This is a genomic window from Salinibacter sp. (assembly GCF_042218895.1).
GTDB lineage: Bacteria > Bacteroidota > Rhodothermia > Rhodothermales > Salinibacteraceae > Salinibacter.
The window spans coordinates 1-22,705 of record NZ_JBDGQQ010000124.1 but is presented as its reverse complement, the minus strand read 5'-3'; the positions used below and the strand labels follow the sequence as shown (position 1 = coordinate 22,705).

At 63.1% G+C, this 22,705-nt stretch carries 20 protein-coding genes and 1 tRNA gene; 11 read left to right on the top strand and 10 right to left on the bottom strand.

The window, feature by feature from the left end; translation table 11 throughout:
- Window positions 1–30 precede the first annotated feature (30 nt).
- The 10 genes from ABEL04_RS11110 to ABEL04_RS11065 all read right to left on the bottom strand — a co-directional run bounded on the left by ABEL04_RS11110 (window position 31) and on the right by ABEL04_RS11065 (window position 8,317).
- Window positions 31–324: a hypothetical protein gene (locus ABEL04_RS11110; RefSeq protein ID WP_375802463.1), complete on the bottom strand. Its 294-nt coding sequence runs from the start codon at window positions 322–324 to the stop codon at window positions 31–33.
- A 57-nt stretch (window positions 325–381) separates the two neighbouring features.
- A complete protein-coding gene (locus ABEL04_RS11105) occupies window positions 382–1,626 on the bottom strand; it encodes an ABC transporter permease (protein ID WP_375802462.1) in 1,245 nt (414 codons plus the stop codon).
- A gap of 292 nt (window positions 1,627–1,918) precedes the next feature.
- Window positions 1,919–3,040, bottom strand: a complete 1,122-nt coding sequence (locus ABEL04_RS11100; RefSeq protein WP_375802461.1) for a hypothetical protein — start codon at window positions 3,038–3,040, stop codon at window positions 1,919–1,921.
- 269 nt (window positions 3,041–3,309) lie between these two features.
- Window positions 3,310–3,750 carry a hypothetical protein gene (locus ABEL04_RS11095; protein WP_375802460.1) on the bottom strand — a complete coding sequence of 147 codons (441 nt, stop codon included), beginning with the start codon at window positions 3,748–3,750 and terminating at the stop codon, window positions 3,310–3,312.
- A 175-nt stretch (window positions 3,751–3,925) separates the two neighbouring features.
- Window positions 3,926–4,291: a hypothetical protein gene (locus ABEL04_RS11090; RefSeq protein ID WP_375802459.1), complete on the bottom strand. Its 366-nt coding sequence runs from the start codon at window positions 4,289–4,291 to the stop codon at window positions 3,926–3,928.
- A gap of 94 nt (window positions 4,292–4,385) precedes the next feature.
- The gene (locus tag ABEL04_RS11085; RefSeq protein ID WP_375802458.1) at window positions 4,386–5,162 is read right to left on the bottom strand and encodes a LytR/AlgR family response regulator transcription factor; all 777 of its coding nucleotides are present in this window, start codon (window positions 5,160–5,162) and stop codon (window positions 4,386–4,388) included.
- A gap of 30 nt (window positions 5,163–5,192) precedes the next feature.
- On the bottom strand, window positions 5,193–6,467 hold the full coding sequence (locus tag ABEL04_RS11080; RefSeq protein ID WP_375802457.1) for a sensor histidine kinase: 1,275 nt from the start codon (window positions 6,465–6,467) through the stop codon (window positions 5,193–5,195).
- Window positions 6,468–6,587: 120 nt separating this feature from the next.
- Window positions 6,588–6,674 (bottom strand) — tRNA-Ser (locus ABEL04_RS11075).
- A gap of 114 nt (window positions 6,675–6,788) precedes the next feature.
- Window positions 6,789–7,628 (bottom strand): hypothetical protein, encoded by an 840-nt coding sequence (locus ABEL04_RS11070; protein WP_375802456.1) that lies wholly within the window; start codon window positions 7,626–7,628, stop codon window positions 6,789–6,791.
- Window positions 7,629–8,116: 488 nt separating this feature from the next.
- Window positions 8,117–8,317, bottom strand: a complete 201-nt coding sequence (locus ABEL04_RS11065) for a hypothetical protein (RefSeq protein WP_375802455.1) — start codon at window positions 8,315–8,317, stop codon at window positions 8,117–8,119.
- A 1,060-nt stretch (window positions 8,318–9,377) separates the two neighbouring features.
- Here ABEL04_RS11065 and rfbF point away from each other — a divergent pair.
- The 11 genes from rfbF to ABEL04_RS11010 form a co-directional block, all read left to right on the top strand.
- Complete coding sequence (gene rfbF, locus ABEL04_RS11060) at window positions 9,378–10,244, top strand: glucose-1-phosphate cytidylyltransferase (protein WP_375802454.1); 867 nt, start codon at window positions 9,378–9,380, stop codon at window positions 10,242–10,244.
- Window positions 10,245–10,399: 155 nt separating this feature from the next.
- The gene (locus ABEL04_RS11055; RefSeq protein ID WP_375802453.1) at window positions 10,400–11,446 is read left to right on the top strand and encodes an NAD-dependent epimerase/dehydratase family protein; all 1,047 of its coding nucleotides are present in this window, start codon (window positions 10,400–10,402) and stop codon (window positions 11,444–11,446) included.
- 72 nt (window positions 11,447–11,518) lie between these two features.
- The gene (locus ABEL04_RS11050; protein WP_375802452.1) at window positions 11,519–12,781 is read left to right on the top strand and encodes a methyltransferase domain-containing protein; all 1,263 of its coding nucleotides are present in this window, start codon (window positions 11,519–11,521) and stop codon (window positions 12,779–12,781) included.
- Window positions 12,782–12,860: 79 nt separating this feature from the next.
- Complete coding sequence (locus ABEL04_RS11045) at window positions 12,861–14,090, top strand: class I SAM-dependent methyltransferase (protein WP_375802451.1); 1,230 nt, start codon at window positions 12,861–12,863, stop codon at window positions 14,088–14,090.
- A gap of 28 nt (window positions 14,091–14,118) precedes the next feature.
- The gene (locus ABEL04_RS11040) at window positions 14,119–15,318 is read left to right on the top strand and encodes a class I SAM-dependent methyltransferase (protein WP_375802450.1); all 1,200 of its coding nucleotides are present in this window, start codon (window positions 14,119–14,121) and stop codon (window positions 15,316–15,318) included.
- A 190-nt stretch (window positions 15,319–15,508) separates the two neighbouring features.
- The gene (gene hepA, locus ABEL04_RS11035; RefSeq protein ID WP_375802449.1) at window positions 15,509–17,332 is read left to right on the top strand and encodes a heterocyst formation ABC transporter subunit HepA; all 1,824 of its coding nucleotides are present in this window, start codon (window positions 15,509–15,511) and stop codon (window positions 17,330–17,332) included.
- Between the two features lie 11 nt (window positions 17,333–17,343).
- On the top strand, window positions 17,344–18,147 hold the full coding sequence (locus ABEL04_RS11030) for a sulfotransferase (protein ID WP_375802448.1): 804 nt from the start codon (window positions 17,344–17,346) through the stop codon (window positions 18,145–18,147).
- A 63-nt stretch (window positions 18,148–18,210) separates the two neighbouring features.
- Complete coding sequence (locus tag ABEL04_RS11025) at window positions 18,211–19,068, top strand: glycosyltransferase family 2 protein (RefSeq protein WP_375802447.1); 858 nt, start codon at window positions 18,211–18,213, stop codon at window positions 19,066–19,068.
- Window positions 19,069–19,074: 6 nt separating this feature from the next.
- Window positions 19,075–20,265: a DUF563 domain-containing protein gene (locus tag ABEL04_RS11020; protein ID WP_375802446.1), complete on the top strand. Its 1,191-nt coding sequence runs from the start codon at window positions 19,075–19,077 to the stop codon at window positions 20,263–20,265.
- A 59-nt stretch (window positions 20,266–20,324) separates the two neighbouring features.
- The gene (locus ABEL04_RS11015) at window positions 20,325–21,686 is read left to right on the top strand and encodes a glycosyltransferase (RefSeq protein ID WP_375802445.1); all 1,362 of its coding nucleotides are present in this window, start codon (window positions 20,325–20,327) and stop codon (window positions 21,684–21,686) included.
- Window positions 21,687–21,713: 27 nt separating this feature from the next.
- On the top strand, window positions 21,714–22,705 hold a 992-nt coding region (locus tag ABEL04_RS11010; RefSeq protein ID WP_375802444.1), incomplete at its 3' end, for a sulfotransferase.

Sequence of the window (22,705 nt, the reverse complement as noted above, 5' to 3'; positions counted from 1 at the left end):
GGAATCATTCGAGAAACGCGGGGACAGGCGCTACGCGGCCTGCCGTTCCTGTACCACAATCCAGGTCCGTGCCAACACAAACAGAACCGCGCCCCCAATGCCGCCGCCGACCGTCAAGAGCGGGGGCGCCCCCACCAGTGCCACCAGGGTGATGGCACCGACCAGAAGAAGAGCGCCCCCCACGTCGAGCGATCCGTCGCGTCCCGCCCCCGGCTGGCCGGTTATGGCCTCCAGTCGCTCGCGGCCCCACCGAAGCAGGCGAACGAGGGGGATAAGCATCCAGGGAAGGCGCGGACCGGAGGAATGGAATCGAGCGTTTTGCATGGATCTCTGTGGATTGAGGACCGGAGTGCAGCGAATTTTGCCAGGGCGCCAGGGGGGTTACTCATAGCGAAGCGCCTCAATGGGATCGGCGGTGGCCGCCTGCCAGGCCGGCGCGATACCGAACAGGATGCCCACCCCTACACAGATTCCGAAGGCGAGGACGACCGTCTGCGCCGGAAGGGACGCGGTGAATCCGAGGGCCCGTACGCCCATCGCCCCCAGGGCCGACACCCCCAGTCCCATGACGCCCCCGATGAGGCATACAATGACCGCTTCCACTAGGAACTGGAACAGGATCGTGTGTTGCTTGGCCCCCACCGCCTTCCGGATGCCAATTTCTTTTGTCCGCTCGCGCACAGAGACGAACATAATGTTCATGACCCCGATGCCGCCCACGACGAGTGCAAGGCCCGTCAGGAACAGCCCTACCCCGTAAATAGCAATTCTCGTGCTCGCGAAGCTGGCCATAACCTGCTGCTGATCATTGATCGCAAAGTTGTTCCTCTCGCCGGGCGCTACGCCCCGCGCCGTGCGGATAATGCCAATCAATTCCTCCTCTGCCCGAGTCATGGTCGCAGCACTTCCCACCTTCACCATGACCTCCACGCCCCGCTGGCGGCTCACGCCAAACAACTTGTCGTAGGTGCTAAACGGCATGAGAATGCGCTCGTCCGGCGAGCCGGGCCCTCCGAGCATGCTTTCTCCCTTCTTCTCCTGGACCCCGATTACGGTACACGGCACGTCCCCGATCTTCACCTCCTTGCCCAGGGGCGTGACTGCCGGAAAGAGCTCCTGGGCCACCGTGGCTCCAATCACGCACACGTGCCGCCGACCGCGCTCCTCAGCTCGGGTATAGAACCGTCCCTGAGCGAGTTTGACACTGCGAATGCGGCCGTACTGGGGCGGCGATCCTAGGATTTCGGCCTCCATGCTCTGCCCCTGATACTGCACCTGTCGATCTGTGTCGGTCATCGGGGCCACCGCCTCCGCGTAGCGCGAGCGCTCCCGAATGGTCTGGGCCAGGGCCGGCTGGATGGCCGGACGATTGCGGAGGCGCCACCATTCCCGATCAGCGTTTTGGCCCCACGGAAACTGATCGACGTACAGCACGTCCGTGCCGAGTTGCGAGAGCGCTTTGTCAAACTCCTGGTTCAGCCCATTGATGACGGTCGCCATGAGCGTCACCGCGGCGATGCCGATGATGACCCCCAGGGTGGTGAGCGTCGAGCGGAGCTTGTTGGCCCAAATGGCCTGGCCGGCAATCCGGATTCCTTCTACAACCTCGAAGACGAAGCGGCGCACAGGTCAACGGGACGACTTAAAAGTCAGCGAATGAAATCCAAAGTCGGAAGCATCACCCTGCGGTTGTGTCCGGCGGTCCATCTCGCGGTTGTGTCCGGCGGTCCATCTCCCTGGTGTTCCTTGTGGTAGAAGGGACAAACCAATCGTCGTACAGGTTGCAGGTATTTTTTAACTTTTCCATGTGCCCTAACGTCGAACCATCACTCGTGATGCCAGTCGATCGACGAACTGCTCCTTTCAGGCGACGAGCCGAGAACTTCCGTCGACGAACGGGGCAGATCCACCGTTTGGTCTACACGGTCTGACGAACTTTCTCACTCTCGACCGCAAACTGGACGTGCACGACCGATCCTCGCTGATCGATGGTCACGTCGTTGAGCAGGTCCCGCCGGAGCCCGCCGCTTTCCTGCTGGGAGATCTTCACCGCGGCCACTGCTCCTTGGGCGATGTTCGCGACATTCGCCGCACTGGTCTCGTCGCGCATCGTGAGGTGGATTTCCCCTTCCAGCGTCCCGTCGGTCAGAGTGATCGACACTGCCTGTTCTCGGACCCGACTTTTCAGGCGCTCGATTTTGTTGCTTGCTTCCTCCCCTAGCGAAGCAGACTCCGAGAGTCCCAGCACGCGGTCAGTCCACTCGCTCAGCACACTCTGGATTCCAGCCTCCTCTGCGGTTGGGGGACGGCGCGACGAAGCGGCCGATGTAGTTTCAGCTGCCTCGTCCGCTGTATCGCGGAGGGCACTTTGCAGCACATTGCGCCCCACCAGCCAGGCCGTACTCCCATGCCCAACCTGCTCAATCAGCCTCATGTAGGGCTCGCTCTCGCGGAGTCCTGCGGGCTGCTCCCGATAGCGGTCGATCATGGTCTTGACGCGCCCCTCATCCATCGCCGCAGCGATCATTCCACCCTGCACGAACCCCAACGAGAGTGTATCCTCCGGACGCTCACCGTCGGTGTCCTCCGGATCGGTCAGATGGAAAAGGGACACGCCCCGGTACGTTGTCGACCGGCCAGCGTCGCCGGGAGCCTGATCGAGATAGCGACGGACCTGCGTTGGCGTCAGGTCCGCAACGACCACTGCGCTAAATCCCTCTTCCCCGACGGCACCGTACATGGCCTCCAGGTCGGTTTTGGGATCCATCCCGGTGGCGTCTAAAAACGTCTGCAGGCGTGGCCCACTCGCTTGTCGCAGGCGATCATCCAGGTTCATGATGCCGAGATCATCGACCTGGTCCATCGCAGTGTCCAGATCGACCATGCCCGCATAGCGAGGCGATTCGGGAAGGAGAGCGGCCGCTTTCCGGGTCTGAGCAGGGACCTGATCAGTCATGCTCAGATACGGCTCGCATCCGGCAAGTCCGAACGCAGCAACGAAGAGGAGGAAGATCCAGAAGGGGGGTCGGCGAGCAGCCATGGCGGTGGGCGATTGGCAAGAAGGGGACGAACGAGCATGGCCCGTCGTGTCATCGGTTTTCCCCAAACGCCCCTCGTGCCGGAAGGATGCTGGTCGTGCGGCGAACCGGCGCTTTGGGACGACGAGTGCCGACCTATGGGAGATGAGCAGTCGGAACTGTGGGACCGGTCGTCCGCACAGGCTACGCGCTGCGGTCCATCCGCCCACCTCGGCCGCACGCTCCACGACGCACCGATGGCGCAAGGGCAGGCCAAGCCCCCAGCACCGAACTACGACATGGCGATGTGCTCCTGAAGACGATCGTCAGAAATGGAGAGATGTCCGTTTTCGTTGGCCTTCGTGTACAGGGTTTCAGAGCACCGCTTCGTATTCATTTCCTCGCACCAGCAGGCAAACTCGTAGCCGACGGCTCCGTGATCGTCGCCAAAGGCCTCGAACTTGGCCGCCCGCAGGCTTTCCTCGGGAGACTCCCCCACTCCCCAGACGATGCCGGTTGTGCTGTCAAACGTTACCCAGTAGGCGGGCGTCGCGACGCGCTGGCCGTCGTCGATGCTTGTCCCAACGAGGTCGCCGTCCTTTTGTACCGGGAGAAACGCATTGTCGGAGTCGCTCCAGACCAAGTCGTGAGGGGCCACCGTTCCGTCCGTTTTCTCGACGTACCCCGTCGGAAGTTCCTCGGGCTGAGAGTGGTTGTCGTCGGTGGTGTCCATCGTACGTGATCTTGACTCAACTCTGATCGGCGCGTGATGCATTCGAAGCAGAATAGCGTCTGCTCCAAGTACACGGCACCGTTGACGACTCTGGTTGATTCGCACAACGAAACGGCTTTGTGACAGAAAAACCACTTTGCACTACTTCGTTACGGATGGCGTCCCACGGGCCTTCTCAGGAGTCTGAGATGAACTCCCGCTCCAGGGTTCGAAGCTCACGGAGTACCGTTTGCTGATTGGCACGGACCTGGAGGTCGAGCGTACGAAGATTTGTCGAGGCGGTATGGATGTCCAGCGACGTTCCATTCTCCGCCGTTTCGATGATGCCGACCCGCAGGGGGGAGGTTGCGTCGGTCGGAAACTGACGCTGCCGCACTCGCATCTCGCGGAGCGCGTCGTCGAGCGCCCGAAATAGTCGTCTTGACTCTCGCCCTCCGACCGACGTAGGGAGGGTGGTATTCGTGAGGTCGATGGGCGTCCCACCAGACCCAGTAACAGGCTGCGAGGACCGATGTCCAATGACCGCGAGGTGAGCATTCATTGAGCCGGGCTCGATGGTGAGTGAGCATGACGATGCTGCAGCCGAAACACTGCGGGGCCCGTTCCGGCCTCGATCGGGCCGTCCGAAGTGCCCTCTACCCAGTGGCGTCGAGCAGCGCGTCCACGTTGTCGCTGTAACCGCGGCTCGTCTTCAGGGGCACGCCACCGGCCATCCGGAGCTGATACGTGCCATGGTCGAGCGGTCGGAGCTCCTCGATGTAGTCGACATTCACGATGTAGGACCGATGCACCCGGAGAAACCGGTCAGGGTCGAGTTGCTTCTCGAGCTCTTTCATGGTCTTCCGAACGAGATGAGCATCGTCCCCGTCGTGCAGGGCCACGTAATCCCCCTCGGACTCGATCCACTGCACGTCGTCGGCGTCGACGAAGTAGATTCGGTCCCGGCTCCGAATGGTGAAGCGCTCAATCAAGTCGCTTTCTTCCTCCTCGTCGGCGTACTCCTGCAGCAATCCTCGGAGGTGCTGATCTAAATCGTTGGCCGAGACCTGCTGGAGCTGGCGCCGTGCCCGCTCGATGGCTTCCTCGAAGCGCTCTTTCTCGACCGGCTTCAGGAGATAGTCGAGGGCGTGGGCCTCGAAGGCGTCAAGCGCGTACTCGTCGTACGCCGTTACGAAAATCGTGAGCGGCATGGCCTCCACTCCGACCTCGCGCACAACCTCCAACCCGCTCATCTCGGGCATCTGTACGTCCAGAAAAACGAGGTCCGGCTCGTCGATTTGGATCTGACGTACGGCCTCAGGTCCGTCGGCGGCTTCCCCTACGACGGTAATGTCGTCGAGGGGGTCCACGAGCTGCCGAATTCCGGTACGGCCGAGTGGCTCATCGTCAACAATCAGGGCACGGATGGGCATGGGAACGAGAAATTAGTGCAGAGTAGTCTATCATTTGGAACGTTCGGCGCCGGAGCTTGGCATCGACGGCATCTCCGCCGCCGCAAGCCCCTCGGCTTCCGTGTCAAGGGGCAGTCGAATCGTCACCCGCGCGCCTCCTTCAGCGGCGTCGCCGAGCTCAAGGGTGTGGGCGTCTCCGTAGAGCGTTTCGAGGCGGCGCTCCGTGTTGGCGAGCCCGACGCCCTCGCTATCCTCTAAAACCTGTTCCCCATCGTTTGGATAGCCGGGTCCACTGTCGGCCACGGTCAGTTCCACGCCTTCTCGCCCGTTCGTGGTCACGGGCCGTGCCGCAACGCGGACCACGCCAGCGTCGGCATGGGGAGCGATGCCGTGGCGCACGGCATTTTCGACGAGGGGCTGGAGCAGGAGATACGGCACCGGCACCTCGCTCACGCCGGGATCCACGTCAATCTTGACCCGCAGGCGATCTCCGAAACGGATCTCCTCAATCTCGAGATACCGTTCCACGAGGTCAATCTCTTCCCGAAGCGGCACCATCTGTACGTCTGCGCCCTTGAAGGTAGCACGCAGCAGGTCGCTCAATAAGCGAAGTGTGCGGCCCGCCTTTGCTGTTTCCCCCCCGCGCACCAGAACGGCAATGGCGTTGAGCGTGTTGAACAGAAAGTGCGGGTTCACCTGCATTCGCAGCGCCTGGAGCTGGGCCTGAGCGAGCTCGGCCCGGAGCGCCTGCGCCTGTGCCTCCTGTTCCTGCGAGCGCACGAAGTGCTCGTAGGCAAAGCAGAGCGCCGCCACGATGAAGTAGGTAAAGTAGTCGGCGAGGAAGCGCCGGACGAGAAACACGGCCAGGGGCCATCCGGCCAAACTGTAGGGGTCCAGCGTGCGGACGTCGAAGGAGGTCGTGAAGTTGGGGTAGACCCCCTTCTGCGTGAACGTCGCAACGGCGAAGATCCCTCGCTCCACAACGACGTGCACGGCCGCGACGGGCACGCCGAGCACGAGCACCCACCAGATCCCTCGCTTCAAACGGGCTCGGACCTCCGCCCACCGAAACAGAAATAGCACGACGGGCACGAGGAGGGCCCAAAGGTGCAGGCGGGTCCATAGCCCGACGGCGAAGGCATAGAAGGCAAACGGCCCGCGGAGCCACAACAGCTCTTGATTGAGCGAGCGGAACCACTCGACGACGTAAGGGGCCACCCCCTCCGTTAACACAAGCAACACCAGCAGAATGCCAGTGCCGTAGAGAAGGTACCGCCGGGCGAACCGGCGAACGGCGGCAAGCTCCGGCGAAGCCGGTCCGGCCATGGGCGAAGGAGGCGCATGAGCGGGAAACGGCGTGGGGATCCGACCTCCTTCGGCCCCGCAGAAATCGCCGGAACGCTTCTCCACACAGCTGCCAGAACCGGGACGCCGGACAGGATGCGGCGGAGGGGGAGGGATTCGAACCCCCGGGGCCTCGCGGCCCGCCGGTTTTCAAGACCGGTGCATTCGACCAGGCTCTGCCACCCCTCCGATGCAACGATCACAATTCCCTTTCACACAGACCTCTCCAGACGGGTTTCGATCATTTCCTGAATCTGCGGTGTGGGATGTACGCAGGGCCAGCAGCCCAGCGGCGGTTCGGCGCTACAGGCGCAGGCGTGGGGGCCGCGGGAAGACGAGGTGCGCGAGGGCGTGCAATTCCAGCCCGAACGGCAGGTACCCGATGAATCCAATCAGGGGCATCTCGAAGACGTGCCAGAAGTTGACGCCGGGGGCGTCGTAGGTCCACTTCGGGTAGGCGTAGGCATTCCACATCTCCCACACGAACCCGCACGCCAGCGCGCCGAGGGCAAGGGCAACCACCGGGCGCCAGTCGCCCGTGGCCGTGTAGTCGAGAAGGGTCGGTCGACCAAGGAGCCAGTTTACTGGAACGGTCAAGAAAAAGGCACACCCCCAGGTGAAGGGGTAGAAGTACGTCGGCCACACCAGAAGGAGCACGAGCATTGCCGCCCCAATGCCGACAAACACGCCCATGAGTCTTCGTGTGGGAGAGAGGGATGGCCCTTTTTCTAGTCGATCGATCCAGTCAAAGGAACGGATCCATTCGGCGGTGCCGAACACGGCGGGCATGACCGTCGAGAAGGCGACTGTTGCCAGCAGGGCGTATGTCAGGTCGCCGAAGTGCTCGGCCCCAACGTACGTCCAGTTTTGTGTTCGTACGTTGATGGCCTCGAAGAACCACCAGGCTGGCACGGAGGCACCAAAGAGGCCCACGAAGTCGACCCAACTTCGGGTCAGGATCGACGTGCCACGGCGTCGGGCCACCAGGGCATCCACTGCGAGCGCGTATCCCAACCAGAGTGGGAAAAAGAGAAGGTGTGTCCGGAGCCCTTCGACCCCGAGGCCCCAGTTCAAAGGCCACGCGATTGCGATGAGACCAAGGCCGACCCAACCATGCCGGGGAAACGAGCGTGTGCGCTTCATCTGTGCGTGAAGCAGTGACGCGACTCGTGTCGAGCAGGGGGGCATTGGACGCGGCGACGTCGTAGAAGTGCCATTCGTCCCACCCGGCTCTTCCGACGACGGCACAGGACGGGCCTCGTGCGGTTTCTTCTCACAGGAAGGCAGGGCCGTCGGTCCTTCGCATACAGAGCGGTGACAGCGGCCCGGCCCTGCTCTAACTGGAACGACCTCGGGGAGTGCGGAGGGGAAGCGGCAGCTGTTGCGGGGCTCTTCCTCCCCGCGGAAAAGACAGAGGCCACACCGGTAGCCTCGGTCTCAAAGTCGTGTGACTACAACTCGTCTCGTCAAGAACCTGTGTTGATCGACATAGCCCCAAAGAGAGATTCAGGACTAGTGCTGTCCCTCAGCGCCGCGGGAGCGGTTTCACCGCGAGCTTCCGCGGGCGAGAACGATGCAGTTGCCCTTCGTGCAGGGCTCGGTTGCTCGGGACGCGAAAGAGAACGGAAGGTTCATGCGAGAGCCTGACCGTTTTTTGTTGTGCCGCTCACTTCTTCCCCGTCGGCGTGTAGGGCAACGATTTCTCCGAAGTCTAAGGCAACGAGTGCCTCATCGTCGGAGGCGCTCTCGTTTCCGGCCGGCTGATAGGTGTACATTTTTTGCCGATCGGCCCCGGACCGTCCGGCCTGGTACGCCGCAAAGTCCTCAGCCATTTTCTGGGCCGTCGACCTCGGGACGTCCTCCAGGCACCGTCTGTGGACGGAGGAGGACCGGGGAACGTTCGTCCGTGGGGGTGTGCAGAACGTGATTTGAACAGTCGTCGGGGTTCGAATCATTACTGTGCTTCGAAGTCGGTAGGCAAAAAATGCTGCAAGGCGGTATCGGAGACGATACAGCTACCAGAACTCGACTCAAAAACTGTACCGGGAAATCTTCTGTCCTTTAGGAGGACACGGTCTCAACTCTGGGTCTTTTCTAAACGGCTGTATTTTGCCTGGTTAGTTTCTACCCATTTTTAAACCGGCTTGTACGTCCGTGTGGTTGAACGAAAACCAAATCAGCATAGCCCGATCCTCGGTGCCAAATGGACAGCCTGCTTCCCGGTATGCGGCCCATCCGCGACGGTACGCCTGGCGTCCGGCGCGGCGAAGCTCCGGGGACAAATCCTCTGATGCGGGGCCTGCGACGGGTCCAAACGGGAGAAAGGAGTCGTCTGAAGACATTAGGGCGTCAGAATGATGGTTTTAGCACGTCGTAGCGCAGTCGCCCGCCTCGTTTCACCGTCAATCTCCGGATGCTCCGGAGACTAGCGGCAGACACATGCGCTGGATCTCGCACCTAGTCAGCCGCCAAAACCGTTCCAACCCCCCGTTATCCCCCGGTCGTGTTCAGGTCAACGTCTACGCTGCCATCCATCGTCGTCGCTCTTGAACGGCACGGGGGCTTCCGTGCCTCCTGCGCGGGCACGCACTGTACCCGCTTGGGAGGTCTGGCATGTGCTGGGTCCCGCCCACGGCCGATGCCCGATTCCACGAGATGCGGTGGTGACCACGATAGCCCCATGTCAAAACATTTCAGAGAGTGAGGCAGACTGGTAGCGTCGTGCACAGCCCGGATGCACCAGAAGATGACTGTTGAGGCGCCAAGGAATACGATGACAGGGCCAGATGAGACCTTATTTGGGATCCGAAGAAGTTCTGCAAGATTCTCAAATCCATTGGTGCCGTAGGGCCTTCACGCACGGATCCAGCGAACAGTCCAGCAGCACGAATTATGAAGGTAGCCATTCTCGCGGGCGGCCGTGGGTCTCGACTCGCCGAGGAGACAGAGATTAAGCCGAAGCCGATGGTGGAGATCGGGGGCCACCCGATCCTCTGGCACATCATGAAGATCTACGACCATTTCGGCTTCGAGGACTTCGTCATTGCCCTCGGCTACAAGGGCGAGGTGATCAAGAAGTACATGGTCGACTATTGCTCGATTAGCGACAACCTCACCGTCGACATCGGCGACGGCACGGTTCATCACCACGACGGGGAGCGCCCCGACTGGACGGTGGAGCTCATCGACACCGGCATCCCGACCAAAACCGGCGGCCGCATCAAACGCCTCCAGCCCTACATCGGCGACGAGCCGTTTATGCTCACCTGGGGCGACGGGGTGGCGGACATCGACGTCGACGAACTGGTCGAGTTTCACCGCGCCCACGACAAGCTGGCGACCATGACCGTCGTGCGCCCCCCGGCCCGCTACGGGCACATTGAGATGAGCGGGGACGGCACCGGAGAGGTCCTTGAGTTTTCGGAGAAGCCGCAGCTGGGCGAGGGCTGGATCAACGGCGCGTTTTTCGTGCTCGAGCCCGGCATCTTCGACTACATCGAGGGCGACGACACGGTGTGGGAGCACGAGCCCCTCGAAAACCTCGCGGCCGACGGCGAGCTCATGGCGTACCGCCACGACTCCTTCTGGCAGTGCATGGACACGCTCCGCGAGAAGCACATCCTTGAGAACTACTGGGAGTCCGGCGACCCGCCGTGGAAGATCTGGGACGACGGAGAACCGATCGTCTCTACGGGACTGCTCGACTTCGGCGAGCCCGTTGAGAACGAGGAGGAGACGGTGACGAACGGAAGTCAGTAGCTGAGACCGCAGTTTGCTGGGAGGCCGTTTTCGCGTTGCGTATTCCGCGTTTTCACTACGCAATACGCACTACGCAATACGCTCCGCAGCATCGAGGCTCTTTTCCGCAGGAACTCTCACGTTTCGATTGGGCTCTCTTTCGATCCTCCACTGTCATGCGCGTACTCGTCACCGGTCATCGCGGCTACATCGGCACCGTTCTCGTCCCCATGCTCCTCGACCGGGACCACGACGTGAGGGGCCTCGACACCGACCTGTACCGCCGCTCCACGTTTGGCGATGAGCCTCCGTCCGTCCCCACGATCGAGAAAGACATCCGCGACGTGGAGGCCGAGGACCTCGACGGGATGGACGCGGTGATCCACCTCGCCGCCCTGTCGAACGATCCCCTGGGCAACCTGCGTCCCGAGCTCACCTACGAGATCAACCACCGCGCGTCCGTTCGGCTCGCGAAACGGGCCAAGCAGCAGGGCGTCGAGCGGTTTCTCTTCTCCTCCTCGTGTAGCACCTACGGCGCGGCCGGTGAGGACTTCGTGGACGAGACGGCGGACTTCAATCCCGTGACCCCCTACGGCGAAACGAAAGTGCTCGTTGAGCGCGACCTGTCGCGGCTGGCCGACGACGACTTTACCCCGACCGCCCTCCGCAATGCGACCGCGTACGGCGTCTCGCCCCGCCTCCGCTTCGACCTCGTGGTGAACAACCTGACGGCCTGGGCCACGGCGACCGGCGAGGTCTTCCTCAAGAGCAACGGCACGCCGTGGCGCCCCATCGTCCACGTCCGCGACATCGCGCAGGCGTTCATCGCGGTCCTGGAGGCCAACCGCGACCGCGTCCACGACGAGGCCTTCAACGTGGGCCGCACGGACGAGAACTACCAGATCCGCGAGATTGCCGCGGTGATCCAGGACACGGTTCCGAATACGGAGATCGGGTTTGCCGACGGCGCCGGGCCCGACGAACGGACCTACCGGGTGAACTGCGAGAAAATCCAGCGGGTCCTTCCGAGCTTCGAGCCGCAGTGGACGCTGGAACGCGGGGCCCAGGAGCTTTACGACGCCTACGAGCGCCACGGCGTGCGGGTCGATGACTTCGAGGGACCTCGCTACAAGCGCCTGGCACAAATCGAGAAGCTAAAGGCCGACGGCCTGCTCGACGATGCCCTGCGCTGGACCTCGACGGCACAGGCCGCCGTCGCCTGAGTCTCGAAGGCCGGGCTGCCCTTCGGCGCCCGTTTTGTCGCTCGTTCGATCTTATCGTTCCTCCTTTCCCACATGGAAGCTACGGCCCCCGTTCAGGATCTCTACACTGTGGAGACCGGATGCCGGTCCTGTGGCTCCGAGGCGGTGACGTCGGTCATCGAGTTTGGGGAGACGCCCCTCGCCGACCGGCTCCTCACGGACGCGACCCTGCACGAGCCGGAGCCGATCGTGCCCCTCACGCTGGGCTTCTGCCGCGACTGTGGGCTGGCGCAGATCCGGGAGACCGTGGATCCCGAGGTGCTCTTCTTCGACGAGTACCCCTACTTCTCGTCCGTTTCTCCCTCGCTGCTGGAGCACTTTCGGGAGAGCGCGCTGAACCTGATTGAGACCCGCGACCTCGACGCGGACAGCTTCGTCCTGGAGGCGGGGAGCAACGACGGCTACATGCTCCGCAATTTCGTGGAGCACGACATTCCGGTGCTCGGCATCGATCCGGCGGAGGAGCCGGCCCAGGTGGCCCAGGAGAAGGGCATCGAGACCCGGTGCACCTTCTTCACGGAGGAGCGCGCCCGGGAGCTTCGAAATGAAGGCCTCCAGACGGACCTCTTCCTGGCCAACAACGTGCTGGCCCACGTCCCCGACCTGAACGGCTTCGTGGAGGGGATTCGCATTGCGCTCAAGCCGGACGGGGTGGCCGTCATCGAGGTACCCTACGTCGTCGACCTCGTCGACCACGGCGAGTTCGACACCATCTACCACCAGCACCTGTGCTACTTCTCGGTCACGGCGCTGGACCGACTGTTTCGGCGCCACGACCTGTACCTGAACGACGTGGAACGGACTTCTATTCACGGCGGGTCGCTCCGGCTCTACGTCGAGCCCCACGAAAACGTCCAGTCCTCGGTGCGCAATCTCCGGGGGATGGAGCGGGGGCGCGGCGTGGATCGAGTCGGGTTTTATCGGTCGTTTGGGAAGCGGGTGGCTCAGATCAAGAGGGATCTCCGGGGACTGCTCGACCGGCTGAGGGCGGGGGAAAACCGCATCGTCGGGTACGGGGCCGCCGCCAAGGCCACCACGCTGCTCCACTACTGCGACATCACGGCGGACGACCTCGACTACATCGTCGACCTCAACGAGTACAAGCACGGGCGGTACATGGGGGGAAGCCACATTCCGATTCACCCGACGGAGCGGCTCCTCGACGACCAACCCGACTACGCGCTGCTCCTGGCCTGGAACTTCGCCGACGAGATCATGGAGCAGCAGTCCGAGTTTGTGCGTCGTGGAGGACGATTCATCCTCCCCCTCCCCACCCCTAAGATCGTAGGAGATTGAGCGTCCGTCGCTGATCGAATCGTGTGCCCCAACAGGGAGACGGACATAGAAAAACACGCTCGCGCAGCCCCTTTTCTCCATGCCCCATCCGTCCCTCGACACGTGCTTCTCTCCCTCTCCTGAGGGAAAAGAGGTCGTATACACGGTTCAGGACGTGCCGGCGAACAGTGTCCTGCTGGCGCGATCTCGGGACGAGGCACAGGGCTTCCCGTCCGGCACCATCGAACTGGCGTTCTGCCCCGAGACCGGATTTCTTACCAACCAGGCCTTTGCGGAGGCCCTCGTCGACTACAACGAGGAGTACGAGGCCACGCAGGGCTTCTCCGACACCTTCAGCGCCTTTCACCGGCGCCTCGCGGACGACTTGATCGAGCGCTACGACCTCCACGGCAAAACGGTCCTGGAGATCGGCTGCGGCAAGGGCGAGTTCCTGGCGCTGCTCTGCGACCGGGGCGGCAACGAGGGCATCGGGTTCGATCCCGCCTACCGGCCGGACCGCGCCCCCGACCTCGCCGCGGACCGTACAACCGTCGTCCAGGACGTTTACTCCGAGGAGTACGCCCACGTCGACGCTGACTTCGTGTGCTGCAAGATGACGCTCGAGCACATCCCCGACGTGGCCGACTTCGTGGGCATGGTGCGCCGGGCGGTCGGCGACGACCGAGACACGGTGGTGTTCTTTCAGATGCCGGAGGCGCGCCGGATCCTCCGCGAAGGTGCGTTCTGGGACATCTACCACGAGCACTGCTCCTACTTTAGCGCCGGGTCGCTCGCCCGCCTTTTCCGGAGTCAAGGCTTCGACGTTCACTCCCTCTGGACCGACTACGACGACCAGTACCTGATGATCGAGGCGCGGCCGCGCACCGGGCCCGCCGGGTCGCCGCTGCCGGAGGAGGAATCGCCCCGGGCGATGGCGGCCGACGTGACCCGCTTCGCCGAGCAGGTGCCCGGGCGCATCGAGGCGTGGCGGCGGCTCCTCACCGACTGCCGGCAACAGGGACGCCGGGTCGCCCTGTGGGGCGGGGGATCAAAGGCCGTCGCGTTCCTCACGACGCTCGGCCTGGGGGACGAGGTGAGCGCCGTCATCGACATCAACCCCCACAAGCAGGGCACCTACCTGCCGGGCACGGGCCACGAGATCTCCGCACCGGCGGCGCTCGCGGCCAACCCGCCGGACATCGTCCTCATCATGAACCCCATCTACCACGACGAGATTCAGTCCAGCCTCCAGGACATGGATCTGGATCCGGCCCTCTGGCACGCTGACGCCAATCCGGCCCGCCTCCGCCCCCTCCCTGCCGCCGCGTAGACCCTCTCCGCCCCCCTCGCGTTTCCCCATGCAGCGTTCCACCACCTCGGCCCTCCAGTGCCCCGTCTCGGGGAGTACTGAGGTCGAGCTGTTCCTCGACCTCCCGCAGGTGCCGGTCCTGTGCAACGTCCTCTACGAGAGTCGCGACGACGCGATCGGCGCGGCCCGCGGGGACCTGGAGCTCGGATACGTCCCAAAATCGGGGCACATCTTCAACACGGCGTTCGACCCCGACAAGATCACCTACGCGCAGACCTACGAAAACTCCCTCCATCACTCGCCCCGGTTCCAGGAGTACGCGACCGGCCTCGCCGACCGTCTGATCGAGAGGTACGACGTTCGCGAAAAGACCGTCGTGGACATCGGCTGTGGCAACGGCGAGTTCCTCGGCCTGCTCTGCGAGCGCGGCGACAACACCGGCGTTGGGTACGACCCGAGCTATGATCCCGACAGCCATCGGGAGGACGACGACCGGCCTTTCACCGTCGTGCAGGACCTCTACTCGGAGAAATACGCCGACCACTCGGCCGACCTCATCTGCTGCCGGCATGTGCTGGAGCACGTGCCCGATCCGCTCGACTTTGCCCGTACGGTGCGCCGCGCCATCGGCGACCGCCCCGACACGGTCGTCTACGTCGAGGTGCCAAACGCCCTCTTCACGCTCCGCGAGGGGGCCCTCTGGGACCTCATCTACGAGCACTACTCGTACTTCACCCTTCCCTCCCTCGCGTATCTGTTCCGCCGCGCCGGCTTCGAGGTGGTTCGGGTGGGGGAGGCCTTCGACGGACAATACCTCCAGATCGAGCTTCGACCCGGCGAGCCGGAGGAGGTGCCGACGCTGGAAGGAGACCTCGATCCAGCACGCGTCACGGAGGCGGTCGACCGGTTTACGGACCGCTCCCAGGGGAAGCGAGACCGATGGAGCGATCTCTTCGCCGAGGTCGACTCCCAGAACCAGAAGGCGGTGTTGTGGGGCGCTGGCTCCAAGGGGGTCACCATTCTCAACGTGATCCCGGAGGCTGCCGACGCCACGGAGTACGTCGTGGACATCAATCCGCGCAAGCAGGGCAAACACGTAGCGGGAGCGGGACACAGGATCGTGCCCCCGTCGTTCTTGCGCGAGTATCAGCCCGATCTGGTCGTCTTGATGAACGGGGTGTACGAGGACGAAATCCGACAGACCACCCGCGAACTCGGGCTCGATCCCGAGTTTGTGGTGGCGACCTGAGCGTCACAGCCCACGTTTTCCGACTAGATACACCGGATCCTGTACGTGCGTGCTCCAAAGACTTGGTCTTCCACACGGCTCTCTTCGGTACTTTATCGCATTGACTGCCTTCACCGCGTAGTAGAACGCCTTCCTCCCCCGACGCCAGTTGCACTGGTTGAACTTGGGAACCGCCCCTTGGATTCCTCCGATGGTCGCTCCTTCGTCGCTCCTCTCCCGGGATCTTCAGACCCTGCTTCCCAGCTTTCGGAAGTATTGGCTCCCGATTGCGCTGGCGGTGGTCTTCTCGGTCGGAACCGCGGTCTTCGAGGGGTTCAGCATCGGAATGCTGGTCCCGTTCCTCCAAACGTTTACGGAGGACGGAGCAGCGTTTCGAACGGGAATCGAATGGGTGGATGCCCATTTGCTTGGGGTGGGAGCCTCGAAAATCGGGCGCATGTATCGCATCTGCGGGCTCATTCTCGTGTCCACCCTGTGTCGCTCCGCGCTGAGCTACCTGGCCTCCGTGTATCAAGTGATCGGCCGCGCCCGCATCGTTCAGGACCTGCGCGAGCGCGTCGTCAACCGGCTGTCGGAGGTGGCCCTGTCTCACTACGCGACGACACGGACCGGCGAGGTGATGAACAGTGTCACCAACGAGGTGTCGCGGACCGCGAGGGCCCTCACGGCGCTCTTCGGGTTCGTGGCGAAAGGCACCCTCATGGGGGTGTATGTGGCCCTCATGATCTGGATCTCCTGGAAACTCTCGGTGATTGCTCTCAGCGCGCTTCTGCTGCTCTCGATCGCCCTGAAGGCGCTGCTGTCTCGCATCCAATCGAGCGGGGAAGAAATCACGAGCGCCAACGCCAACTTCGCGGACCGGATTTCCGAGTTCGTGAGGGGAATCCGTACGATCACGGCCTACAACATGCGAGCGGCCGAGCGCGATCGGCTCCACCAAGCCGCCGAGCGGTCGGCCGAGTCGGTCATCCACACGAGCAAGCAGAGCCGGCTCATTCAACCGCTCTCTCAGGGGATTGCCAGCGCCGTGTTGATTCTGCTCGTCGTCGTCGCCGTCCAGCACTTTGTGCTCACGGGCGCGCTCAGCATGGCCTTCCTGCTCACCTTTCTGTTTGCGCTCTTCCGCATGGTGCCCAACGTGCACGCAATCAACCATCAGCGGGGGACCTGGGCCAAGAACAGCGCGGGGCTCTCCAACGTGGCGAGCCTGATTCGGGCGGCCGGTAAGCCCCATCTCGCCGACGGCGCCAGGACAGCGCCGTCCCTGGAGGAGGCCATCGTGTTCGAGGACGTGTCGTTTGCGTACCAGGCGGAGCAGACGGTGCTTGAGGACATCGACCTCCGTGTCGAGCAGGGCCGAACGACGGCGCTGGTGGGCGCGTCCGGGGCTGGGAAATCCACGCTCGTGGACCTCATCCCGCGCTTCTACGACCCCACAGAGGGCCGCATCCTGTACGACGGCACGGACCTTCGCGACTTCGACCTCCGCTCGCTCCGCGACCGCATCGCGATCGTGAGCCAGGACACCCACATCTTTAACGACACGGCCCGGGCCAACATCGCCTATGGCGCCCCCGACGCGACACCTGCACAGGTCCGGTACGCGGCCGAACAGGCCAACGCACTGGAGTTTATCGGGGAGATGGAGGACGGCTTCGACACGATGCTCGGCGAGCGGGGCGTCCGGGTGTCCGGGGGCCAGCGGCAGCGCATCGCGATCGCCCGCGCCCTCCTCCAGGACCCGGACCTCCTTATCCTTGACGAGGCGACTAGCGACCTCGACAGCATCTCGGAGCGGCTCGTCCAGCAGTCGCTGGAGACGCTCATGCAGGGCCGCACCGTCATTGCGATCGCCCATCGGCTCTCGACGATCGAGAACGCGGACTGGATCGTGGTGCTCGAAGGGGGACGGGTCGTGGAGCAGGGCCCGTACGACGTTCTCCTGGAAAAGCGAGGACAGCTCTGGAAGTACCACTCCGTTCAGTTCGATGATGCACAGCAGGAACCCATCTGACCCCTCTGACCATGGACATTCAGGACAAAAAGTTCGTGTTCATCGGGGGCGTCCACAGGAGCGGCAAGTCGATCCTGTTTCGGTGGCTAACGAGACACTCAAAAATTAGTGGATTGTGCAACCCAGAAGCGAACGGCAAACTTTACCGAGACGAAGGCCAGCACTTTCAATCTGTGTACCCCCCGGGCCCGGAATACGATGGACCTGCCGGATTCGATGCTTCCGCCCATCTTGACGAAACGTCAGAACTTGCGACCCAAGATCATGCGCGACGCCTTCTTGCCGACTGGGAAGACTACTGGGACATGGAGAAACCCGTTTTGCTTGAAAACTCTCCCCCGAACCTTGTACGGACGCGATACTTACAGTCGCTGTTCTCCAACACCTTCTTCATTATTGTCCTCCGACACCCAATTCCGGTGCTGTACGAAATGATGAGATGGAACGCCGACCGAATGGACCGAATGCTGGAGCACTGGTTGTCCTGCTACGAAACCTTCGAGGAGGACATCCCCCACCTGCAAAATCTCCTTCTCGTAAAATACGAGGACTTGGCTTCCGACCCGGAACGGGAGATTGAGAGGGTACTCGACTTTTTAGGACTGAAGCGAGGTAGAATGGAGAATAATGACGTCAAGAAGGGGGAAAATGATAAGCATTTCGAAGTGTGGAGGAAGGAACCCTTAAACAGATACAACAGCTTTCCAATTCCGATACTATTCAGGCTGTACTGCTACCTGCGGTTCGAGAGTCGAGTCAGGCGGTTCGGATACAGCCTTTTCGACCTGCACGGCGTCCAGGATGTCCAGCTGTGATCCAGCCCTCGTGCCCTGCGTTCTCGCTTCGCACTCACATGCCTCCCGTTCCTGCTCCGCCCGATGCGCGATGTCTCCCTGATCATCAAAACCTTCGAGCGGCAGCAGGTGCTTGAGCGCCTGCTCGACTCGATTGCGGTCCAGGGGTATGCCGACTGCCCCATCCTCGTCGCCGACGACAGCAGGGAGCCGTACCGCGACGCCATTGTGGAGCAGTATGGCGACCTCGTGGACGAGTACCTCGTCCTTCCCTTCAATTCAGGCGTCTCGAAGGGACGCAACGAACTTCTAGAGCGCGTGGACACGCGGTACTTCGTCCTCAACGACGACGACTTCGTGTACGGCGACATCACCGATCTGGAGACCGCCCGGCGCGAGTTGGTCGAACACGACCTGGACATCCTTGGGGGGCAGCTGGCTGAGAAGCGGAAGTCCTACCACTACGACTGGATTCCAACACGGGTGTCGAATTGGATTGGGCTCTACTCAGAGCACTGGGAAAAGGGAGCGTGGGTCGCCGACATCCGGGAGACGAGTGACGGGGGGATCAAGATGGAGCCTTACCCCGCCCCCTCCGCCCTGCAGCCCTGCGACCTGGCGCTGCAGTTCTTCATTGCCCGAACGAGCGCCGTCCGCGACACGGTTGGCGGATGGAACCCGAAGCTCAAGTCAAACGGCGAGCACTGGGAGTTCTTCTACCGGTGCAAACAGGCCGGCCTGCGCGTTGCGTCCTCGCAGCGGTTCGGCACGTATCACGTCCCCAAGCAAAACGAACGGTACGAGAAATTTCGGTATGGGAAGAAGCGCGATATGATTACGAGGTCGCTCGAGGAGCACGGCTTCAAGTATCTTGAGAAAGAGCACCGCACGTATCACGCAGGCGAGAACGATGGTCCCTCTCAGAATAGGCAGACCGAATAGGCACTGATGATCAGCGACGTACGCCGCTTCATTTACCGCCATTTCGCGGACGTGAGGGTCCTGAAGCGATTGGTGGGCCCGAGAATCGTCGAGGCCCTCAAGCGCATGGTGAATGCAGAAAGCCTCGTCACGGCCGAGCCCTTCGACGAGGTCTTTCCCGAAGCGACCTCGAACACCATCCGCGAAGAGAAGGGGATCCCCTACGGCGACATTAGAAACCTGAACGTGAGATCGGAAAACAGGATCGACGAGCAAGAGGGTGTGTATCGCCGTCCCCCCGTCTTCACCTCGACGGTCGACGACGCACTGATCTGCCCGACGAACAACGTGGTCATGAACCGGGACCGGGAGGTGGCGGAGGCGTCCATCAACATGCGGGGGCGAACAGAGCTCGGGCTCGACCGGCAGGCGCTCTGTCGCAGCCAGCTCGACGCCATCGACGGGTACGCCACGCTGCTACGCGGCCCGGCCATCGGGTACTGGCACGCGCAGCTCGACAGCCTTCCGCGCCTCTCGCTGCTCCGGCGTGACGAATACCGCTCCCTCCCGACGATCAAGCTCCTCCGCCCCGAGGGCGGCCCCGCCGTGAACGAGGAGCTCGAAGACTTTCTCGTCCCCAGGATCGCCCCGCCGAACTGCGAAATCGTCGAGGTCCCGCCCGACCGTCTCTACAGCGTCGAGAACTACATCTTCGCGTCGTTCCTGACGTTCCCCTTCAGCGCCTACCTCCCCGGCTTCTACCTCGATTTGCTCCGCGAACACGTGTGTCCGGACCGGGAGCGGCGGCGGTCGGAGCGGATCTTTATCTCCCGGAAGAAGGCCTCCCGGCGGAAGGTCTTGAATGAAGACGAACTGTCCAGTCGGCTTGGCGATCGCGGCTTTGATACGTACCACCTGGAAGACCTGCACACCAGTGAGAAGGTCGAACTGTTCTACGACGCAGAGATCGTCGTCTCCCCGACGAGTTCGGGGCTGGCCTCGCTTTTGTACACCCGAGACATCCCCGTCGTGGAGCTCTTTCCGATGCCCGAGATTGTGCACCCGGCAAACTACTTTCTGAGCCTTTCCCTAGGCAATGACCACCACTACGTGCCGCACGACGGCGACAGCCTTACGTCCGATTTTTGGGCAGACGTGGAGGAGACGGTCGACAAAGTAGACGCCCTGCTGTCTGCCCGGAGCCGAGTCCTTCCCTGACTCTGATGCCTCCGGGTGGGGCTCTCAGGGACCGCACCTTGTGCGTTTCACGCTCCGTTATGGCCCGCAGACTGCTCTGCATTTCCTACCGGTTCCCCCCAGAGACGTACCCGCTGGCGATCCGTGTCAAGTACTTCCTGAACCACCTGCGTCAGGAGGGCTGGGACATTAACGCCGTCACGGCCGCCTCGGAGGCCACGTCCCGGAAAAACCTGACGGTCCACCACGTCCCGAGCTGGACCCCCGAGCGCCTCTTCCGGTGGATCCGGACCCTCCGCCTCGACAAGCTGCTCGACCTGTTCGTCTGGCCCGATCCGTTCGTCCTCTGGGTGTTGCCGGCCTACCGGAAGGCCCGCCAGCTGCTCCGGAAGGGCCAGCACGACGCCATCGCCGTCTTCATGATGCCCCATTCGCAGGGACTCGTAGGGCTTCTCCTCAAGCGGGCGACGGGCCTTCCACTCATCCTCAACCTGAACGACTCGCTTACCTGCTCGGACATGAATCCGAGCTACCCCTCCCGGCTGCACTACCGGCTGGCCCGAGCCCTGGAGGACCGGTACGTGCAGGCGGCCGACGCGGCGATCTACGTCTCCCGGCGGAACCTGGAGCGAGTTTGCGACCGCCAGCCGCCCGAGCACCACGACACGTTTCACCTGATCCGGCGGGGGGCGACCCCTCCGCCGGCACCGCGGACGCCTCCCTCTCGGGATGACGACTTTCGCATCGTGTACACGGGAGGGACGGGCGGCTGGTACAAATTTCTGGAGGACGAGCAGTCGCTCTCCCTGCCTAAGCGCCTCTACCGCACCTGGCAGCAGTTCGGCACATATTCCCACGCCGACCTCGCCCCCCGGACCCACAGCCCGATCTACGTCGGGCGGGCCATCCGGCGGGTCCTCGACCGGCACCCGGAGTGGCGCGGGCGCATCCAGATAGACGTCTACGGGCCAACGTATCCGGACGCCGTCGTCGACGCCGTGCTGGACATGTTCGACCTGCACGAGATTGTCACCCTGCACGGCCAGGTTCCGCACGAGGAGGCGCTCCGGCACATGGCTGAGGGCGACCTGCTCTTCATGGCACTCCCGGATCGTCCCGACGGCTCGCCGGGCGGGCGCATCTCGGCGAAAACTTACGAGTACCTGATGACGGACCGGCCGATCCTGGCGGCCCTGCCTCCTGGCGAAAACCGGGAGTATGTGCGGGACAAGCCCGGGGTGGCCCTCACGGACCCGGACGGGGTCGCGGACATGGCGGACGTCATTGCCGACCACGCGGCGGCGACGTTCGCGGGCGATCCCGTCACGGTCGACCGCTCCGCGCTGCGCCCCGCCCTCTCGAGTACGGCCCGGGCCCAGGCGTTCGAGGAGGTGCTGTTGGACGTGTTGACGGAAGAAGAGAACGCGGTAGCGCGAGCGTAGCTTCCTGCACCAGTGGCCGAGCCTGTCGTGGACGCACCCCTCTTCATCGTTGGCGCCAACCGGTCGGGGACGACCCTGCTGCGGCTCCTCCTCAACGCTCACTCCCGCCTCGCCATCCCCGACGAGCTCATTTACCTCGACTCGCACCTCGCGGGCATCCCGATCGAACAGTGGCGCAACCCGGCACTGTCCCCCGAGGAGTACGAGGCCTTCGTCGATCGCTTCCTGAACGAGAACTGCCAGCCTCTCGACGAGGTCGACAACGCCGCGCTCAAAGCAGAAATCCTGGCGGGCCGACCCGACTTCCGGCGGCCCTACCGGCTCGCCCTGGAGGCCTGGGCACACCACCATGGGAAGGACCGGTGGGGCGAAAAAACGCCGGGCAACCTCTTCTACGCCGACGTGCTTCTCGACATGTTTCCGGAGGCCCAGTTCCTCTACGTGGTCCGGGATCCCCGGGCGGGCGTGGCCTCCATGCAGGAAGTGTCCTTCTTCCCCGACGACGTCGTCTTCAATGCCCTGAGCCGCCGCAAGCACGACACAGAGGGGCGCGCGCTGCTGGAACAGCACGTGCCCTCGTCCCAGCGAATGCGGGTTCGCTATGAGGCACTGGTCCGGACGCCCGAATCGACGACGCGGTCGATCTGTCGCTTTCTCGGCGAGGCATTCGAGCCGCAGATGCTCCACTTCCACGAAGACGCGGGGCAGTACATGACCGACGCGGCCCGGCAGCGTCACAACGCGACCGCTACGCGCCCCATCACGGACGACCGGGTCGACGTCTGGACGGACCGGCTCACCGCAGATCAGACCGCGATCGTTGAGCACGTTTGCGCGGACGTCATGCAGGACTTCGGATACACGCCCACGGGGCGGCGGCCCTCCTTCGCGGCGTGGGGGGAGACCGCAGTGAAGCAGGCCTACTGGGCCTGGCAATGCTGGCGCCACCGCCACGTCCGTCACTACACGGTCAAGCACCCCCTCTTCGCCCGGACGCGCTCTCGACTGCGAACGCTGCT

Bases quoted from the DNA above. Each gene is read 5' to 3' on its own strand.
- ABEL04_RS11110 (WP_375802463.1), bottom strand. From the start codon at position 324: ATGCAAAACGCTCGATTCCATTCCTCCGGTCCGCGCCTTCCCTGGATG.
- ABEL04_RS11100 (WP_375802461.1), bottom strand. From the start codon at position 3,040: ATGGCTGCTCGCCGACCCCCCTTCTGGATCTTCCTCCTCTTCGTTGCT.
- ABEL04_RS11095 (WP_375802460.1), bottom strand. From the start codon at position 3,750: ATGGACACCACCGACGACAACCACTCTCAGCCCGAGGAACTTCCGACG.
- ABEL04_RS11090 (WP_375802459.1), bottom strand. From the start codon at position 4,291: ATGAATGCTCACCTCGCGGTCATTGGACATCGGTCCTCGCAGCCTGTT.
- ABEL04_RS11085 (WP_375802458.1), bottom strand. From the start codon at position 5,162: ATGCCCATCCGTGCCCTGATTGTTGACGATGAGCCACTCGGCCGTACC.
- ABEL04_RS11080 (WP_375802457.1), bottom strand. From the start codon at position 6,467: ATGGCCGGACCGGCTTCGCCGGAGCTTGCCGCCGTTCGCCGGTTCGCC.
- ABEL04_RS11070 (WP_375802456.1), bottom strand. From the start codon at position 7,628: ATGAAGCGCACACGCTCGTTTCCCCGGCATGGTTGGGTCGGCCTTGGT.
- ABEL04_RS11065 (WP_375802455.1), bottom strand. From the start codon at position 8,317: ATGGCTGAGGACTTTGCGGCGTACCAGGCCGGACGGTCCGGGGCCGAT.
- rfbF (WP_375802454.1), top strand. From the start codon at position 9,378: ATGAAGGTAGCCATTCTCGCGGGCGGCCGTGGGTCTCGACTCGCCGAG.
- ABEL04_RS11055 (WP_375802453.1), top strand. From the start codon at position 10,400: ATGCGCGTACTCGTCACCGGTCATCGCGGCTACATCGGCACCGTTCTC.
- ABEL04_RS11050 (WP_375802452.1), top strand. From the start codon at position 11,519: ATGGAAGCTACGGCCCCCGTTCAGGATCTCTACACTGTGGAGACCGGA.
- ABEL04_RS11045 (WP_375802451.1), top strand. From the start codon at position 12,861: ATGCCCCATCCGTCCCTCGACACGTGCTTCTCTCCCTCTCCTGAGGGA.
- ABEL04_RS11040 (WP_375802450.1), top strand. From the start codon at position 14,119: ATGCAGCGTTCCACCACCTCGGCCCTCCAGTGCCCCGTCTCGGGGAGT.
- hepA (WP_375802449.1), top strand. From the start codon at position 15,509: ATGGTCGCTCCTTCGTCGCTCCTCTCCCGGGATCTTCAGACCCTGCTT.
- ABEL04_RS11030 (WP_375802448.1), top strand. From the start codon at position 17,344: ATGGACATTCAGGACAAAAAGTTCGTGTTCATCGGGGGCGTCCACAGG.
- ABEL04_RS11025 (WP_375802447.1), top strand. From the start codon at position 18,211: ATGCGCGATGTCTCCCTGATCATCAAAACCTTCGAGCGGCAGCAGGTG.
- ABEL04_RS11020 (WP_375802446.1), top strand. From the start codon at position 19,075: ATGATCAGCGACGTACGCCGCTTCATTTACCGCCATTTCGCGGACGTG.
- ABEL04_RS11015 (WP_375802445.1), top strand. From the start codon at position 20,325: ATGGCCCGCAGACTGCTCTGCATTTCCTACCGGTTCCCCCCAGAGACG.